At 71.8% G+C, this 15,256-nt stretch carries 17 protein-coding genes and 1 riboswitch; of the genes, 11 read left to right on the top strand and 6 right to left on the bottom strand.

What is annotated here, in order from left to right:
• Nucleotides 1-11: 11 nt before the first annotated feature.
• A riboswitch (cobalamin riboswitch) is annotated at nt 12-150 on the bottom strand.
• 119 nt (nt 151-269) lie between these two features.
• Nucleotides 270-491 carry a hypothetical protein gene (locus tag ACQPWZ_RS08155; protein WP_340472402.1) on the bottom strand — a complete coding sequence of 74 codons (222 nt, stop codon included), beginning with the start codon at nt 489-491 and terminating at the stop codon, nt 270-272.
• Nucleotides 492-504: 13 nt separating this feature from the next.
• Nucleotides 505-1,749: an inorganic phosphate transporter gene (locus ACQPWZ_RS08150; RefSeq protein WP_340472401.1), complete on the bottom strand. Its 1,245-nt coding sequence runs from the start codon at nt 1,747-1,749 to the stop codon at nt 505-507.
• 223 nt (nt 1,750-1,972) lie between these two features.
• Between ACQPWZ_RS08150 and ACQPWZ_RS08145 the strand changes: the two genes are divergently transcribed.
• From ACQPWZ_RS08145 to ACQPWZ_RS08135, 3 genes are all read left to right on the top strand, one after another.
• Complete coding sequence (locus tag ACQPWZ_RS08145) at nt 1,973-2,635, top strand: class II aldolase/adducin family protein (protein WP_433570983.1); 663 nt, start codon at nt 1,973-1,975, stop codon at nt 2,633-2,635.
• Between the two features lie 55 nt (nt 2,636-2,690).
• Nucleotides 2,691-3,818 (top strand): alpha/beta hydrolase, encoded by a 1,128-nt coding sequence (locus tag ACQPWZ_RS08140; protein ID WP_433570982.1) that lies wholly within the window; start codon nt 2,691-2,693, stop codon nt 3,816-3,818.
• Nucleotides 3,819-3,964: 146 nt separating this feature from the next.
• Nucleotides 3,965-5,260, top strand: coding sequence for a hypothetical protein (locus ACQPWZ_RS08135; RefSeq protein ID WP_433570981.1), 1,296 nt, complete (start codon nt 3,965-3,967; stop codon nt 5,258-5,260).
• Nucleotides 5,261-5,315: 55 nt separating this feature from the next.
• On the opposite strand, the gene ACQPWZ_RS08130 is transcribed toward ACQPWZ_RS08135, so the two are convergent.
• Both ACQPWZ_RS08130 and ypfJ read right to left on the bottom strand, forming a co-directional pair.
• The gene (locus ACQPWZ_RS08130) at nt 5,316-5,714 is read right to left on the bottom strand and encodes a VOC family protein (protein ID WP_356699532.1); all 399 of its coding nucleotides are present in this window, start codon (nt 5,712-5,714) and stop codon (nt 5,316-5,318) included.
• A gap of 93 nt (nt 5,715-5,807) precedes the next feature.
• Complete coding sequence (ypfJ, locus tag ACQPWZ_RS08125) at nt 5,808-6,698, bottom strand: KPN_02809 family neutral zinc metallopeptidase (protein WP_356699534.1); 891 nt, start codon at nt 6,696-6,698, stop codon at nt 5,808-5,810.
• Nucleotides 6,699-6,982: 284 nt separating this feature from the next.
• Between ypfJ and ACQPWZ_RS08120 the strand changes: the two genes are divergently transcribed.
• The 8 genes from ACQPWZ_RS08120 to amaP all read left to right on the top strand — a co-directional run bounded on the left by ACQPWZ_RS08120 (nt 6,983) and on the right by amaP (nt 12,642).
• On the top strand, nt 6,983-8,581 hold the full coding sequence (locus ACQPWZ_RS08120; protein WP_340472395.1) for an ABC-F family ATP-binding cassette domain-containing protein: 1,599 nt from the start codon (nt 6,983-6,985) through the stop codon (nt 8,579-8,581).
• A gap of 374 nt (nt 8,582-8,955) precedes the next feature.
• Nucleotides 8,956-9,174: a helix-turn-helix domain-containing protein gene (locus ACQPWZ_RS08115; RefSeq protein WP_019060653.1), complete on the top strand. Its 219-nt coding sequence runs from the start codon at nt 8,956-8,958 to the stop codon at nt 9,172-9,174.
• Nucleotides 9,175-9,303: 129 nt separating this feature from the next.
• Nucleotides 9,304-10,095 (top strand): enoyl-CoA hydratase/isomerase family protein, encoded by a 792-nt coding sequence (locus ACQPWZ_RS08110; protein WP_313947109.1) that lies wholly within the window; start codon nt 9,304-9,306, stop codon nt 10,093-10,095.
• 240 nt (nt 10,096-10,335) lie between these two features.
• Nucleotides 10,336-10,833 (top strand): Asp23/Gls24 family envelope stress response protein, encoded by a 498-nt coding sequence (locus tag ACQPWZ_RS08105; protein WP_340472393.1) that lies wholly within the window; start codon nt 10,336-10,338, stop codon nt 10,831-10,833.
• A gap of 11 nt (nt 10,834-10,844) precedes the next feature.
• Nucleotides 10,845-11,036, top strand: coding sequence for a hypothetical protein (locus ACQPWZ_RS08100; protein WP_313947111.1), 192 nt, complete (start codon nt 10,845-10,847; stop codon nt 11,034-11,036).
• 5 nt (nt 11,037-11,041) lie between these two features.
• Nucleotides 11,042-11,410 (top strand): hypothetical protein, encoded by a 369-nt coding sequence (locus ACQPWZ_RS08095; protein ID WP_340472392.1) that lies wholly within the window; start codon nt 11,042-11,044, stop codon nt 11,408-11,410.
• Nucleotides 11,407-12,057, top strand: a complete 651-nt coding sequence (locus ACQPWZ_RS08090; protein ID WP_405568670.1) for a DUF6286 domain-containing protein — start codon at nt 11,407-11,409, stop codon at nt 12,055-12,057. The genes ACQPWZ_RS08095 and ACQPWZ_RS08090 overlap by 4 nt, the downstream gene beginning before the upstream one ends.
• Before the next feature lie 6 nt (nt 12,058-12,063).
• Nucleotides 12,064-12,642: an alkaline shock response membrane anchor protein AmaP gene (amaP, locus tag ACQPWZ_RS08085; protein WP_340472390.1), complete on the top strand. Its 579-nt coding sequence runs from the start codon at nt 12,064-12,066 to the stop codon at nt 12,640-12,642.
• Nucleotides 12,643-12,666: 24 nt separating this feature from the next.
• Here amaP and ACQPWZ_RS08080 read toward each other — a convergent pair whose 3' ends face one another.
• Both ACQPWZ_RS08080 and ACQPWZ_RS08075 read right to left on the bottom strand, forming a co-directional pair.
• The gene (locus ACQPWZ_RS08080; protein WP_340472389.1) at nt 12,667-13,422 is read right to left on the bottom strand and encodes an SDR family oxidoreductase; all 756 of its coding nucleotides are present in this window, start codon (nt 13,420-13,422) and stop codon (nt 12,667-12,669) included.
• A gap of 4 nt (nt 13,423-13,426) precedes the next feature.
• Nucleotides 13,427-15,214 (bottom strand): glycoside hydrolase family 15 protein, encoded by a 1,788-nt coding sequence (locus tag ACQPWZ_RS08075; protein WP_433570980.1) that lies wholly within the window; start codon nt 15,212-15,214, stop codon nt 13,427-13,429.
• Nucleotides 15,215-15,256 lie beyond the last annotated feature (42 nt).

Here is a 15,256-nt window from a genome sequence, read left to right as displayed (position 1 = left end):
CGCGCCCTGGTTCGACGTGAACGGCGGTGAGAGTTCCTGGCTTCCGGGGACTGCTCCCCGGTGACAGTGGCGGGACCGCGCCGGATTTGCACCGGCTTCCTCTGCTGCCGCCGTAGATGGCCCCGGCAGTCCACCACGCCGCTCGAATGGCGTCAACTTGCCTTTGACCTGCGACGGGACAGTGTGCCGAGCCCCACACCCGAAAGCCGGGCCGGTCACCCCAAAGGGTGCCCGGCCCGGCTTTCGATGCGCGTGATGATGCTGTGGCGTCAGCTGACGATGAGGTAGATCCCGTACGTCACCGCTGCCGCACAGAGCGCGAAGCACACATAGGCGCCGGTGCGTGCCAGGGCCGCCGAGCCTCCCTGCGCGGACGCCGATTCCTGCTTGCTCAGTCCCACCACGCCCAGGGTGAACAGACCCACCAGGGCCACGGTGGCGACGAGGCTCACGCCGAAGACGGAGCCGAGAGCTGCCCAGTCGATGCTCATGCTGTTTCTGTCCTTACACCGCGGCCGTGCGGGCCGGCTCGGATTCGGGGGCCGGAGCCGGGATGGTCGTCTGGAAGTCCTGGGCCGGGGTGCCGGCCGGCGGCGGGGTGACGGCCGCGATGGCAGCCGTCACGACACCCGCGGGCTCGCCGTCCGTGCTCGTGTCGTTGACGTTGGTGTGGTCGATCACCTGACGGCGGGAGACCAGCCAGATCGCGGCGCAGGAGCCGATCAGGAAGACCACGACGGCTGCCACGCCCCAGTCGCCCTGGCGGGTGACGAGCTCCGAGCCCGCCGCCACCAGCGCGGCCGCCGGCAGGGTCAGACCCCAGGCGACGAACATCCGGGTGGCGGTGGACCAGCGGACCACGCCGCCCTTGCGGCCGAGGCCCGCGCCCATCACCGCGCCGGAGCAGGAGTGCGTGGTCGACAGCGAGAAGCCGAGGTTGGAGGAGGCGAGGATGACGCTGGCCGCGCTGGTCTGGGCGGCGAAGCCCTGCTGCGGCTGGAGGTCGGTGAGGCCCTTGCCCATGGTGCGGATGATGCGCCAGCCGCCCAGGTAGGTGCCGAGCGCGATGGCGAGACCGGCGGAGAGGATGACCCACATCGGGGGGTTGGACCCGGGGGAGAGGACGCCACCGGCGATCAGGGCCAGCGTGATGATGCCCATCGTCTTCTGGGCGTCGTTGGTGCCGTGGGCCAGTGAGACGAGGCCCGCCGAGGCGATCTGACCGGCGCGGTAGCCCTTGGCGGTGGCCTTCTCGTCGGTGTTGCGGCCGATCCTGTAGGTCAGCCGGGAGGCGAGGTAGGCGGCGATGCCGGCGACCAGGGGTGCCGCGATCGCGGGGATCAGCACCTTGGTGACGACGGTGCCGCCGTTGACGCCGCTGACGCCGACCGAGGCGATCGTGGCGCCGACCAGTCCGCCCATGAGGGCGTGCGAGGAGCTGGAGGGCAGGCCGATCAGCCAGGTGAGCAGATTCCAGAGGATGGCGCCGACGAGCGCCGCGAAGATGACTTCTGGGGTGATGCCTGACTCGGTGACGATGCCGCTGGAGATCGTCTTGGCGACCTCCACGGACAGGAACGCGCCGACGAGGTTGAGCACGGCGGACATGGCCACCGCGGTCTTGGGCTTCAGGGCTCCGGTCGAGATGGTCGTCGCCATCGCATTGGCGGTGTCGTGGAAACCGTTCGTGAAATCGAACACGAGAGCCGTCACGATCACGATCGCGAGCAGCAGCGTGATGTGTTCCATTTACCCAGGCAATCTATGGACGTCAGTGGCCAGTGGAACCTAGGAAACCTGAGTGAACGGAAGATGAACTGACGCGGGCTTTGCGGTGTCTCCAAGTGAGGGTCTGTGACTCCGCTTTCACTCGGTGGTGCAAACAGGCCTCTCCAGGGGTCCGATCTTCGATTCCGTGATCTGCGTCACGCCCGGCCCCTCGGCGCCCGCGGCGGCCTGGCAGGATCGCCGCATGACCGATGCGGAGCGGCAGGAGACCATCGACCGGGCATGGCGCGACCTCGTGGCCACGGCCCGCAGGACGGCGGCGGAAGGCCTGGTCGTCGGCACATCGGGCAATGTCTCGGTACGGGCCGGCGACCTCGTCCTGGTCACCCCGAGCGGAGTGCCCTACGACCGGCTCACCCCCGAGGACACCGTCGCCGTCGACCTCGACGGCCACCAGGTCCTCGGTGACCTGAGGCCCACCAGCGAGCTGCCGCTGCATCTGGAGGTCTACCGCGGCACCTCGGCGAGGGCCGTGGTGCACACCCACGCCGTGCACGCCACGGCCGTCTCCACCCTCGTCCCCACGCTGCCGCCGATCCACTACATGACGGCGGCGCTGGGCGGACCCGTCCGCGTCGCCCCCTACGCCCTCTACGGCTCGGACGAGCTGGCCGCCGCCATGCGGGCGGCCCTGGAGGACCGCACCGCCTGCCTGCTCCGGAACCACGGCACCGTCGCCTACGGCGACACCCTCGACCAGGCGTACGACCGCACCGCCCAGCTGGAGTGGATGTGCCGGCTCTGGCTGACCGCATCCTCGGTGCCCGGTCGCACCCCCACCCTGCTCTCCGACGCCCAGCTGGCCGAGGTCGGGGAGAAACTCCGGGGCTACGGCCAGGGCCGCTGACACCGGTGGCGTCCGTCCACTGGCAGGGCGGCCCGCCGGTACCGACACTGGAGCAGTGCGCCCGGCTACAGCGACGGCAGCGGCCGTCACCACTCTGATAGGTGTCGGCGCGGCCGCGTTCGCGGCCGGCCGCTACGCCAGCGACGCCGCGCTCAAGGCGCCGCCCGGCCGCCCGCTGCCCGGCGAGCCGAAGCTCACCGTGCACGCCGTGGCGGCCGGCCGGGTCACGCTCACGCGCAGCCTGGCGTCCCGGCGCCCCGGCAGATACGGGCTCGTCGGCCCCGGCATCCACGCCATCGTCGGCCCGGTGCTCGACGACGTGCCGCACGCGGCCGACACGCTCGTGCGCCGCCTGGAGCGGGTGGTCCTCGGCACCCTCGGTCCGGGCACCCGCGTCCGGATGACGCCGCAGCTGTACCACGGCAGTCCGCGGGAGGCGCTCGACATCGACTGCTCCGAGGTCAGCATCCCCGGCGAACTCGGCCCGCTGCCCGCCTGGTTCGTGCCGGGCATCCGCGGCACCTGGGTGATCGCCGTGCACGGTCTCGGCACCACCCGCGAACACCCCCTGAACCTGCTGCCGTTCCTGCGGACCCAGCGCTGCCCGGTGCTCGGGCTCGGCTACCGCGGCGACCCCGACGCACCCAGGTCCCCCGACGGCCTCAACCACCTCGGCGACTCGGAATGGCGCGACCTCGACGCCGCCATCCGCTTCGCCGTACGCCAGGGCGCCGAACAGATCGTCGTCCACGGCTGGTCCACCGGCGCCTCCATGGCCCTGTACGCCGCCGCCAACTCCGGTCTGCGCGACCGGATCAGCGGCCTCGTCCTCGACTCCCCGGTCCTCGACTGGGAAGCCACCCTGCGCGGTCTGGCCTCCGCCCGCCGCGCCCCCGCCGTCCTGCTGCCCCTGGCCGTCCGGGCCGCACAGGGCAGGACGGGCCTGTACGGCGACCGGCTGCGGGCCGTCGCCGACCCCAGCGTCCTGACGGCGCCCACCCTGATCTTCCACGGCCCCGACGACACGCTCGCGCCCTGGCAGCGCTCCCGCGACCTCGCGGCCGCCCGCCCCGATCTGGTCAGCCTCCAGACGGTCCGCGAGGCCCCTCACGCGGCCATGTGGAACGCCGGTCCGGCCCACTACGAAGAGGCGCTGCGCCGCTTCCTCACCCCCCTTCTGTAGGCGGCCCACCAGGTTCCGTTTGGGCTTTCGGGCCGACAGCGGGAACACTGCTCCCTGTGACGTCCCGAAAGCCTGATGAGCAATTGGCGCGCAACTCCAGACTCCGTCTTGTCCGCCCGCGGTCACTGGCCGCCGCACGACGGGCCGTGACGACCCGGCGCACCCGGCCGGCACCCAGGCCCCCCGAGGGCACACCCCCGCCCGCGGAGCTCGCCCGTCAGGCGCGGGCGGTCCTCGCGGACGCCGTCCGCATCGCCCGCTGGGCGGCCGTCGAGAGGGACCCCAGCACCGCTTCGCTCGCCGACCGCGCGCAGGAACGGGCCGCCGCCGCACTGGAGTTGACACCGCTCCAGGTCCGCACCGGCTGGGACCGGGCCCGTCTCGCCGGTCTGGTCGAACTGCACGGCGACACCGCACGGCCCGGCTGGCGTCTGCGCGCCTGGGACCGCGACGACATGGCCGTGCTGCGCGGCTGGGTCGCCCTCTTCGACGCCTGGTCGCTGATCCACCCGGCCCCCGCCGACGTCGCCCCCACGGCGGTCGCCGAGGTCGTCGAGGCCGTCCCCCAACTGCTCTCGCTCCTCCAGCTCTCCGCCGGCCCGGTCCTGGTGCCCGCTCTGCTCGACCTGCTGGAGCAGCGCGTCGCCGAACTGCGCGAGGAGCGCTGCGAGGTGCCGTACGGCCTCCAGGAGCAGCCCGTCCCCGGCGCATCGGACGCCCCGCTGCCTCTGCTGCTCGACTGGGCCCTGGAGGGTCTGTCCGCCGTCGGCGCCCTGACGCTCGACGCGGGCAGCTCCGCCACGCTCACCCCGCTCGGCAACTGGGCGGTGTGGGTCAAGCTCGAACAGATCTGTGTCGCCGCCCAGAGCCCCGCCGGCAACATCGAGCAGTCGGCCGAGGACATGCTCCGCGGCTGCGCCCGCCTCACCCCGGGACCGGCCCGTGCCGAGTACCGCGCCTGGCTGGCCGCCCGTACGGTCTCCAGCGCCGTCGCCGAACTTCTCGGCGTCGCCCGCGGCGAGGACGCCCTGCTGCGCGGACTCGCCTTCGAGGCGCTGCGCGTCGTCGGCGCCCCTGCCGAGGGCGAGGTCCGTACCGCCGCGCACGAGCCCTCGCTGCGCCCCTACGCGCTGCTGTGGCTCGCGGAGTACGACGGGGCCGATCCCGAGGACGCCGCCGAGGTCCTCACCCGGGAGGAAGCCACCTGGCTCTGGGTGGACACCGCGGCGGCGGTCGCCGACCACGGGGAGCCCCAACTGCTGCTGCGCCACCTCGACTCGGCGGTCCAGGGCACGGTCCCGGCGCTCCTCGACGAGGTCCGCGCCGGCGGCCACCCCCGCACCGTCCAGGTCCTGGTCGCGCTCGCGGCCGCACATCCGGACCCGGCACTCGCCAAGGCCGTGCGCCGGGCGGCGTTCCAGGTGCACACCGGCGGCGCCTGAGGGCCGTCCCGGAGCGGTGTCCGTAACCGGAGGGGCCGGGACCCGGCCCCTCCGGTTACGCCGTCCCCGGTGCGTACGTGCCGAAGCTCCAGACATTGCCCTCGATGTCGCGCGCCATGTAGTCCCGCGCCCCGTAGTCCTGATCGGTGGGCGGCATCACCACGTCCACCCCGTGCTCCACGGCCTTGCCGTGGTGCGCGTCGACATCGTCGACATGGACGAAGACACCCGCGGGCCCGGCGTCCGTCATCAGCTTGTCGAACTCGCCGCCGGTGCCCTTGCTGCCCAGCATCACCATGCCGTTCCCGTACATCAGCTCGGCATGGACCACCCGGCCGTCCTCGTCCTCGTACACCGCGTGCTCGGTGAAGCCGAAGGCCTCGGTGAGCTGCTTGATCGCGGCCTTGGCGTCCGCATAGACCAGGGTCGGACTGATGCTCGGTGACTGTGCCATTCCGATCACTCCTTCATGCTCGACGGTGGGGATGTGATCTGGGTCTCAGTCTGGCACCGGCCACCGACAGCGCCCGGAGCCCCGCCCGGACCGTCAGGCGAAGGTGTTGCAGCGCGCCATGTCACCGGTGCGGTAGCCCGTGTAGAACCACTGCTGGCGCTGCGCCGCCGAGCCGTGCGTCCAGGACTCGGGGGTGACGCGGCCCTGGAACCTCTCCTGGATCCGGTCGTCGCCGACCGCGGCCGCCGCGTCCAGGCCGTCCCGGATGTCGGCGTCCGTCAGCGTCGTCAGTACCGGCCTGCCGGTGCGCTCGTCGGGGGTGGTCGTGGCGTGGTGCGCCCAGACGCCCGCGTAGCAGTCGGCCTGGAGCTCCACCCGCACCGCGTTGCTGTTCGCGCCCTGCCGGCCGTCCTGGGCGCGCTGGAGGGTGCCCATCAGGTTCTGCACGTGGTGGCCGTACTCATGGGCCACCACGTACGCCTGGGCGAACGGCCCGCCCGTCGACCCGAACTTCGTCCGCAGGTCGTCGAAGAAGCCGAGGTCCAGGTAGACCTGCCGGTCGGCGGGGCAGTAGAACGGCCCCACCGCCGCGGTCGCGGCCCCGCACGCGGTGCCCACCTGTCCGGTGAACATCACGGTGCGGGCGTCTGTGTAGCGCCCCTGCCGCCGCGGGAACTCCGCACGCCAGTAGTCCTGCACGCTGTTGACCACGGCGACGATCCGGCAGTCCTCGCGGGTGTTGGCGTCCGACCCCCGCCGGCACGCCTGGTCGACCTCGGCCTGGGTGGAGGCCGTCGGGGCCGGGGCGGTGTCGCCCGAGGAGAGGCCGAGCTGTTCGGGCCCGACGCCGAAGAACAGGCCGAGGATCAGCGCGATGATTCCCGCGATGCCGCCGCCGATGGTCGCCCTGCCGCCGGGGACGCGGCTGCCGCGCACGTCCCGGACCTCGGACGTGTCCAGATCGGCGTCGTCGTCGAACTGCATGAGCCACCACCCTCGGCTGCGCGGGCGTGGCGCCGGCCCGCCGCCGGCGCCACCTGGCGCCGAGTATTGATCATTCCGTGGCGACTCGCCCCTTTTGCCGCGATCGCGTCCTGATGGGCCCGCCCAGGCCTTCCCGGGGGCCGTGGCCCCCGGCCCCAGCAGCGGCACAACCACTTGCACCGCCCGGTTAGACTGGCCTCCATGGCCATTCTCCTTGCGCATTAGACGGCGTCGAAGCTTCCGCGACCGTCCCTTCCGCCGTCCACCCGCCCTGGAGTCTGTCCGTGATCACCGCTTCCGGCATCGAGTTGCGCGCCGGCGCGCGCGTACTCATCGAGTCCGCTTCCTTCCGTATCGCCAAGGGCGACCGCATCGGCCTGGTCGGCCGCAACGGCGCCGGCAAGACCACGCTCACCAAGTGCCTCGCGGGTGAGGGCATCCCCGCGGCCGGCACCATCACCCGCTCCGGCGAGGTCGGATACCTCCCGCAGGACCCGCGCACCGGCGACCTCGACACTCTCGCCCGCGACCGGATCCTCTCCGCCCGCGACCTCGACTCCGTGCTGAAGAAGATGCGCGAGAACGAGGACCGGATGGCGAACGGCCAGGGAGCCACCCGCGAGAAGGCGATGAAGAAGTACGAGCGCCTGGAGACGGAGTTCCTCACCAAGGGCGGATACGCCGCCGAGGCCGAGGCCGCCACCATCGCCGCCGCGCTCGGGCTCCCCGACCGGGTGCTCGGCCAGCCCCTGCACACGCTCTCCGGTGGTCAGCGCCGCCGGGTCGAGCTCGCCCGCATCCTGTTCTCGGACGCCGACACCCTGCTCCTGGACGAGCCGACGAACCACCTCGACGCCGACTCCATCGTCTGGCTGCGCGACTACCTGAAGACCTACCGCGGCGGCTTCATCGTCATCTCCCACGACGTCGACCTGGTCGAGACGGTCGTGAACAAGGTCTTCTATCTGGACGCCAACCGCTCGAACATCGACGTCTACAACATGGGCTGGAAGCTGTACCAGCAGCAGCGCGAGGCCGACGAGAAGCGCCGTAAGCGCGAACGCCAGAACGCCGAGAAGAAGGCCGCGGCGCTCAACTCCCAGGCCGACAAGATGCGCGCCAAGGCCACCAAGACCGTCGCCGCGCAGAACATGGCCCGGCGCGCCGAGCGCCTGCTCTCGGGTCTGGACGACGTACGCATGGCCGACAAGGTCGCCAAGCTGCGCTTCCCCGACCCCGCCCCCTGCGGCAGGACCCCGCTCACCGCCGAGGGCCTGTCGAAGTCGTACGGATCGCTGGAGATCTTCACCGATGTCGACCTGGCGATCGACAAGGGCTCCCGGGTCGTCATCCTCGGTCTGAACGGTGCGGGCAAGACCACGCTGCTGCGGCTGCTGGCCGGGGTGGAGACGCCCGACACCGGCGAGGTCACCCCGGGCCACGGCCTCAAACTCGGCTACTACGCCCAGGAGCACGAGACGCTCGACCCGGACCGCACGGTCCTGGAGAACATGCGCTCCTCCGCGCCCGACCTCGATCTCGTCCAGGTGCGCAAGACGCTCGGCTCCTTCCTGTTCTCCGGGGACGACGTGGACAAGCCCGCCGGGGTCCTGTCCGGCGGTGAGAAGACCCGTCTCGCGCTGGCCACCCTCGTCGTCTCGTCCGCCAACGTCCTGCTCCTCGACGAGCCCACCAACAACCTCGACCCGGCCAGCCGCGAGGAGATCCTCGGCGCGCTGCGCACCTACAAGGGCGCGGTCATTCTCGTCACGCACGACGAGGGAGCGGTCGAGGCACTGGAGCCGGAGCGGATCATCCTGCTGCCGGACGGCGTCGAGGACCTGTGGGGCAAGGACTACGCGGACCTGGTCGCCCTCGCCTGACCGCCGCCGGGAGTCGCGCGGCCCCCGGTCCGGGGGCCTGCGGTGCACTGATCCACTCCGTATGGATCATTCGGCCGACACGTGATCCATCATCTGAGTGAGTGCGTCTCGTACTGCGGCGTGGCGCCGAGCGGATTGCCGCCGTCCGTGTCCCTGCCGGCGCGGGCTCCTGTCCACCCGTTCTGACCTGGCCGTTCTTCGGAAAGATCGGCCTGACGTGCGACTACGGGCACTCGGAATCATGGGCTCCGGTCGTGGCGACGGCCCCGCGCACCGCAAAGCTCGTCGTACGGACCTTGCCGAATGGGTGGCCAGGAAGCCCGCAAGGGGTGATCATGAGAAGTCCAGAGCGCACTTCCCATGAGGAGGCACGGGTGGCCGAGACTCTGAAGAAGGGCAGCCGGGTTACCGGCGCCGCGCGCGACAAGCTCGCGGCAGACCTGAAGAAGAAGTACGACTCCGGTGCGAGCATCCGGGCGCTGGCCGAAGAGACCGGCCGTTCCTATGGATTCGTCCACCGGATGCTCAGCGAGTCCGGAGTCACGCTGCGGGGACGCGGCGGAGCAACACGAGGCAAGAAGGCTTCGGCCTGACGACCTGGCTCCTTCGGTCCACCGGTTCCAGGCGGTGGCCACCCGGTCGGTCGGTTCTCCGACCGGGTGGTTACTGTGCAGTCGCTTAGCTAATCTGCACCTGACTGCACCTGAACCGGAGGCGCCCCCATGACTTCGCTCGACTCTGTGCTCGACAAGGATGGCGTACGGCTCACCGTCGAGGACGCTGTTGCCACGGTGACCCTGACCAACCCGGACAAGCGCAACGCCCAATCTCCCGCTCTGTGGCGGGCGTTGGCGCAGGCGGGTCGGTCACTGCCGGGCACTGCACGGATCGTGGTGCTGCGCGGCGAGGGCAAGTCCTTCTCCGCCGGACTCGACCGGCAGGCGTTCACGCCCGAGGGCTTCGAGGGTGAGCCGTCCTTCCTCGATCTGGCACGGGGCTCCGACGCGGAGCTCGATGCTGTCATCGCCGAGTACCAGGAGGCGTTCACCTGGTGGCGTCGCAGTGATGTCATCACGATCGCGGCCGTTCAGGGCCATGCGATCGGAGCGGGCTTCCAGCTCGCCCTCGCCTGCGATCTGCGGGTCGTGGCGCAGGACGTGCAGTTCGCCATGCGCGAGACCAGCCTCGGACTCGTCCCCGACCTCACCGGCACGCACCCTCTGGTGTCGCTCGTCGGGTACGCCCGCGCGCTCGAAATCTGCGCGACGGGCCGCTTCGTGCACGCCGAGGAGGCCGAGCGCACAGGGCTGGCCAACCTCGTCGTCCCGGGCGACGAACTCGACGGCGCCGTACGCGACCTGGCCTCCGCGCTGCTCGCCGCTCCGCGCGACGCCGTGATCGAGACGAAGGCGCTGCTCCAGGGCGTCCACGGCCGTTCCTACGAGGAGCAGCGCACCGCCGAGCGCGCGGCGCAGGCGCGCCGGCTGCGGGATCTCGCGGGTATCGGGGACTGACACCGGGCGGCCGGCCGTCCCCCGGGTGGGCGAGTCGGCCGCCGTGGGATTCCCGTACAGGTGCCGGCCTCGCCGCCTCCTCGGTCCGGCCCGTCAATCCCGGCCTGTACGGCCGTATCCCAGCCGTGGCGCACCGGCGCCGGTCGCTGTCGTGAGCTGGTGCATCTCCGGAGCAAAAGCGGGCATCCCGTCCTAATGTGGACATCGAAGCCCGCAATCGCCCGGAAAGGACACACGGCGATGACTGAAACCGCGCCGAGGAACCGGCCCGACACCCCCGGCAGAGATCTGTCCGGCTCGGGCGAAGAGCCGAGGAAGCCGTCGACGACCAAGCGTGGTTCCGGGGACCCCGCGTCCCGCGGACGCACCACGATCGCCGACGGAGTCGTCGAGAAGATCGCCGGACTCGCGGCCCGTGATGTCATCGGCGTCCACGCGATGGGCAGCGGGGCGTCCCGTACCTTCGGCGCCGTCCGCGACCGCGTACCGGGCAGCAGCCGCTCCAGCGCCAGCCGCGGGGTCAAGGCCGAGGTCGGCGAGGTGCAGACCGCGCTCGACCTGGACATCGTCGTGGACTACGGCGTCTCCATCGCCGACGTGGCCCGCGACGTCCGCGAGAACGTGGTCGCTGCCGTCGAGCGCATGACAGGTCTTGAGGTCGTCGAGGTCAACATCGCGGTCGGCGACGTGAAGCTGCCCGATGAAGAGGACGACGAGCCCGAGCCACGTATCCAGTAGAGGAGCTCACGATGAGCATGGCTGTGGTCGGCCTGATCGCCGGCATGGCGCTCGCCTTCGCCGGGTACTTCGGCGGATTCGGCGCGTTCCTGCTGGTCGCTGCCTTGGGGGCGGTCGGCTTTGTGGTGGGCCGGTTCCTCGAGGGTGACCTCGAACCCGGAGAGTTCTTCCGCAGTCGCGAGCGCGGCGACCGGCCCCGGTGACCGCCGTGGCCGCCGGTCCCGCCCCCGGAGACAGGGGAAGCGTCGCAGCCGGCGAGCGCGGGGCGACCGTCATCGCCGACCGGGTCGTGGCGAAGATCGCCGCGCGCGCGGCACGCGAGGCGCTCCACGCCGTCCCGGAAGGCGGCAGTCCGCCGCATGCCTCGGTCACGGTGCACCGTGACATCGCGCGCGTGCGGGTGACCCTGGAGCTCGACTACCCCTCCGACATCGGAGCGCAGTGCGGCGCCGTGCGTCGCCGGGTCGCGGAGCGGGTAGAGGCGTTGGCGGGGATGGACGTGCCCGAGGTCGCCGTGCTCGTCGAACGGCTGCACTCGGTGCACTCACGCTCGGCCGGGCAGGGGAGGATCAGATGAGTGAGCCGGTACCGCCTGCGGCACCCGTGCTCGACCTCGACCAGTCCGCCTCGGCCGCGGCCTACGACCGGTCCGGGGCACCAAAGGAGGGCGACGGCGGCAGGGCAGGGCGCTTCTGGTCCGTGCGCAGGGTGCCGGCGGCACTGCTGGCGCTCGCCGTGCTCGGCGGGGCGGGCGTCCTGCTGTACGACGTCGCCGCCGTCCGCGCGGGCCGTCCGGGTATGCAGTGGCGCCGCGTCACGGCGGAGCGCCTCGCTTCCTGGCAGGCCGACAACACCTGGGTGATGGTGGCCGCGTCCGTCGCGATGCTCCTCGGCCTCGTTCTCCTCGCCCTCGCCCTGAGCCCGGGCCTGCGGTGGCTGCTGCCGATGCGGCGGGAGGCTCCCTCCGTCCGTGCGGGCCTCGACCGGGAGGCGGCGGCCCTGGTGCTGCGCGACCGGGCCATGGAGGTGTCCGGGGTGCAGTCCGTACGGGTGCGGATGCGGCGCGGCAAGGTGTCCGTGCGGGCCCGCTCCCACTTCCGCGAACTCGACGACGTACGCCGGGACCTGGACGCCGCGGTGGGCTTCGGCATCACCGAACTCGGGCTCGCCAAGCCGCCGTCCCTGGCCGTGCACGTCGGCCGGCCGCCGGCGAAGAAGGGGTGAGACACCGTGCTCCGGATCGTCAACCGGGTCCTGATCGGCCTCGCCGGGCTGGTGCTGGTGTGCCTGGGCGGAGGGGTGCTCGCGGCAGCGGCGGGCCTCGCGGTGCCGTCCTGGTGGCCCTGGGACGGACCGCACGACGTACTGCTCAGCGACGCGGACCGGGAGCGGTGGCGGGGCGAGGGCTGGTGGTGGCCGGTGGTCATCGCCGTTCTCGCACTGCTGGTGCTTCTGGCGCTGTGGCACTTCATCGCCCAACTGCGCCGCAAGCGCCTGGCGGAGGTCCTCGTCGAGAGCGGTGACGGCGAGGGCGCGCTGCTGCGGGGCCGGGCGCTGGAGGGCGTCCTGGAGCGCGAGGCGGAGTCCCTGGACGGGGTGGCCCGCGCCCACATCATGCTCCGGGGCAGCCGTACGGCCCCGGCGACGCGGGTGGGCCTCCTCCTGGAGCCTCATGCGTCCCCCCGCGAGACGCTGGCGCGCCTCACGGACGAGGCGGTCACCCACGCACGCGAGTCGGCGGGACTGGAGTCGCTGCCGACGGAGGCTCACCTGCGCGCGGCGAAGCACAACCCGCGCAGGGTGTCCTGACGGCGGATCGGTCAGCGCGGGCGGTCAGAAGCCGTGGCGTGCGCCGCCGTCCACCGGGAGCATGACGCCCGTGAGATAGGACGCCGCGGGGGAGAGCAGGAACGCCGCCGTGCGGCCGAACTCCTCCGGGGTGCCGTAGCGCCGCAGCGGAATACGGGACTCGTTCGACGCGCGGGCCGCGTCCGCGTCCCCCGAGAGCGCGTCCAGCTCCCGCACCCGGTCCGTGTCGATACGCGCCGGGAGCAGGCCCACCACACGGATGCCCTGCGGGCCGAGCTCGTCGGCGAGGGACTTCGCGAAGCCGGCGAGCCCCGGGCGCAGCCCGTTCGAGATGGTCAGGCCGGGGATCGGCTCGTGGACCGAGCCGGACAGCACGAAGCCGATGACGCCGCCTTCGCCGAGTGCCGCCGCGGCGGTGCGCGCCATCCGCACCGCTCCGAGGAACACCGAATCGAACGCCGACTGCCACTGCTCGTCGGAGTTGTCCGCGGCGAACCCGGGCGGCGGCCCGCCGACGCTGATCAGCACCCCGTCGAAGCGTCCGAAGTGCGCCCGCGCGGCGGCGATCAGGCGCTCCGCGCCCGACGGTTCGGCGTTGTCCACCGAAACCCCGACGGCGTTCGCGCCGAGCTCGGCCGCGGCGTCCGCGACCGTCTTCTCGTCGCGCCCGGTGATGACGACCTTCGCCCCGTCGGCGACCAGCGCACGCGCGGACGCGTTCCCCAGCCCTCGCGAGGCACCCGTGACGATGTAGACGCGGTCCTTCAGTCCAAGATCCATGGGCCTATCCTGCATCCTCGTCCGCGCTCAGCGCGAGAGCCGTGTGCACCAGAGCGATATGGCTGAACGCCTGCGGGAAGTTCCCCAGCTGCCGCCCCGCGACCGGGTCGTACTCCTCGGCCAGCAGCCCCACGTCGTTGCGCAGCGAGAGGAGCCGCTCGAACAGCTCCCGCGCCTCCTTCCCCCGCCCCGTCATCCGCAGCGCGTTCGCCAGCCAGAACGAGCACGCCAGGAACGCCCCCTCGTCGCCCGGCAGCCCGTCGACGGTGCGGCCCTCCGTGCTGTAGCGCCGGACCAGACCGCCCTGCGTGCCGAGTTCGGCGCGGACCGCGTCCACCGTCCCGATCACCCGCGGGTCCTCGGGCGGCAGGAATCCCACCTGGGGGATGAGCAGCGTCGCGGCGTCGAGCTCCTTGGACCCGTAGTACTGCGTGAAGGTGTTCCGCTTCGGGTCGTACCCCTTCTCGCACACCTCCCGGTGCACCTCGTCCCGCATGGCGCGCCAGCGCGACACGTCACCACGCAGCGCCGGGTCCTGCTCCAGGGTCCGCACCGCGCGGTCCGCCGCCACCCACGCCATCACCTTGGAGTGCACGAAGTGGCGGCGCGGACCCCGTACTTCCCACAGGCCCTCGTCCGGCTCACGCCACTTCGACTCCAGGAAGCCGAGCAGGCTCAGCTGGAGGTACCACGCGTGATCCTCCGGCGCGAGGCCCGCCTCCCGTGCCAGGTACAGGGAGTCGATGACCTCGCCGTAGACATCCAGCTGGAGCTGGTCCACGGCGGCGTTGCCGATGCGCACCGGACGGGAGCCCGCGTATCCGGCCAGCCACGGCAGCTCCGTCTCGGGCAGCCGCCGCTCCCCGGACAGGCCGTACATGATCTGCAGGTCGGCCGGGTCACCCGCGACCGCCCGCAGCAGCCAGTCCCGCCAGGCTTCCGCCTCGTCCTGGTAGCCGGCCGCGATCATCGCGCCCAGGGTCAGGGTCGAGTCACGCAGCCAGCAGAAGCGGTAGTCCCAGTTGCGTACGCCGCCCAGTTCCTCCGGCAGCGAGGTGGTCGGGGCGGCGGCGATCCCCCCGGTCGGCGCGTACGTCAGCCCCTTCAGGGTGATGATGGAGCGGATGACGGCCTCGCGGTAGGGCCCCTTCACGTCGCACCGGTGGGCCCACTCCTCCCAGTCCGAGATGCAGGACTCCAGCGCCTCGTACGGGTCGACGAGGTCGGGCCGCGGCTGGTGCGAGGGATGCCAGGTGAGCACGAACGCCACCTTCTCGCCCTCGCGGACCGTGAAGGAGGAGACCGTGCTGTACTGCTGGCCCCACGTCTTGACCTCGGGTTCGCTCCGCAGCCACACCGAGTCCGGCCCCGCGATCGCGACCCGGTGGCCGTCCTCCCGCCGCATCCAGGGCACGATCGAGCCGTAGTCGAAGCGCAGCCGCAGCGTCGAGGTCATCTCGACCCGGCCGCTGACGCACTCCACGATGCGCATCACATCGGGGGTGGCGTCGCGCTGGGGCATGAAATCGATGATCTTGACCGTGCCGGTGCGCGTCTCCCACACCGACTCCAGGACGAGCGAGTCCCCGACATAGCCGCGCCGGGTGCAGGTGCCCGCGCCCTCGGGAGCCATCCGCCAATGGCCGTTGTCCTTGTCGCCGAGGATGGCGGCGAAGCATGCCGCGGAGTCGAAGCGGGGCAGACAGAGCCAGTCGATGGATCCGTCCGTGCCGACCAGGGCCGCGGTCTGCAGATCGCCGATGAGCGCGTAGTCCTCGATGCGTAGGGTCACGCAGTGGCGTGTTCCCTGCGCACGCGGCCGTTAAGCAGGCGC

This window comes from Streptomyces sp. CA-251247, assembly GCF_050952975.1.
Taxonomy (GTDB): Bacteria; Actinomycetota; Actinomycetes; order Streptomycetales; family Streptomycetaceae; genus Streptomyces; species Streptomyces achmelvichensis.
Note: the sequence above shows the minus strand (reverse complement) of the source record. Positions and strands in the feature narration are given on the sequence as shown.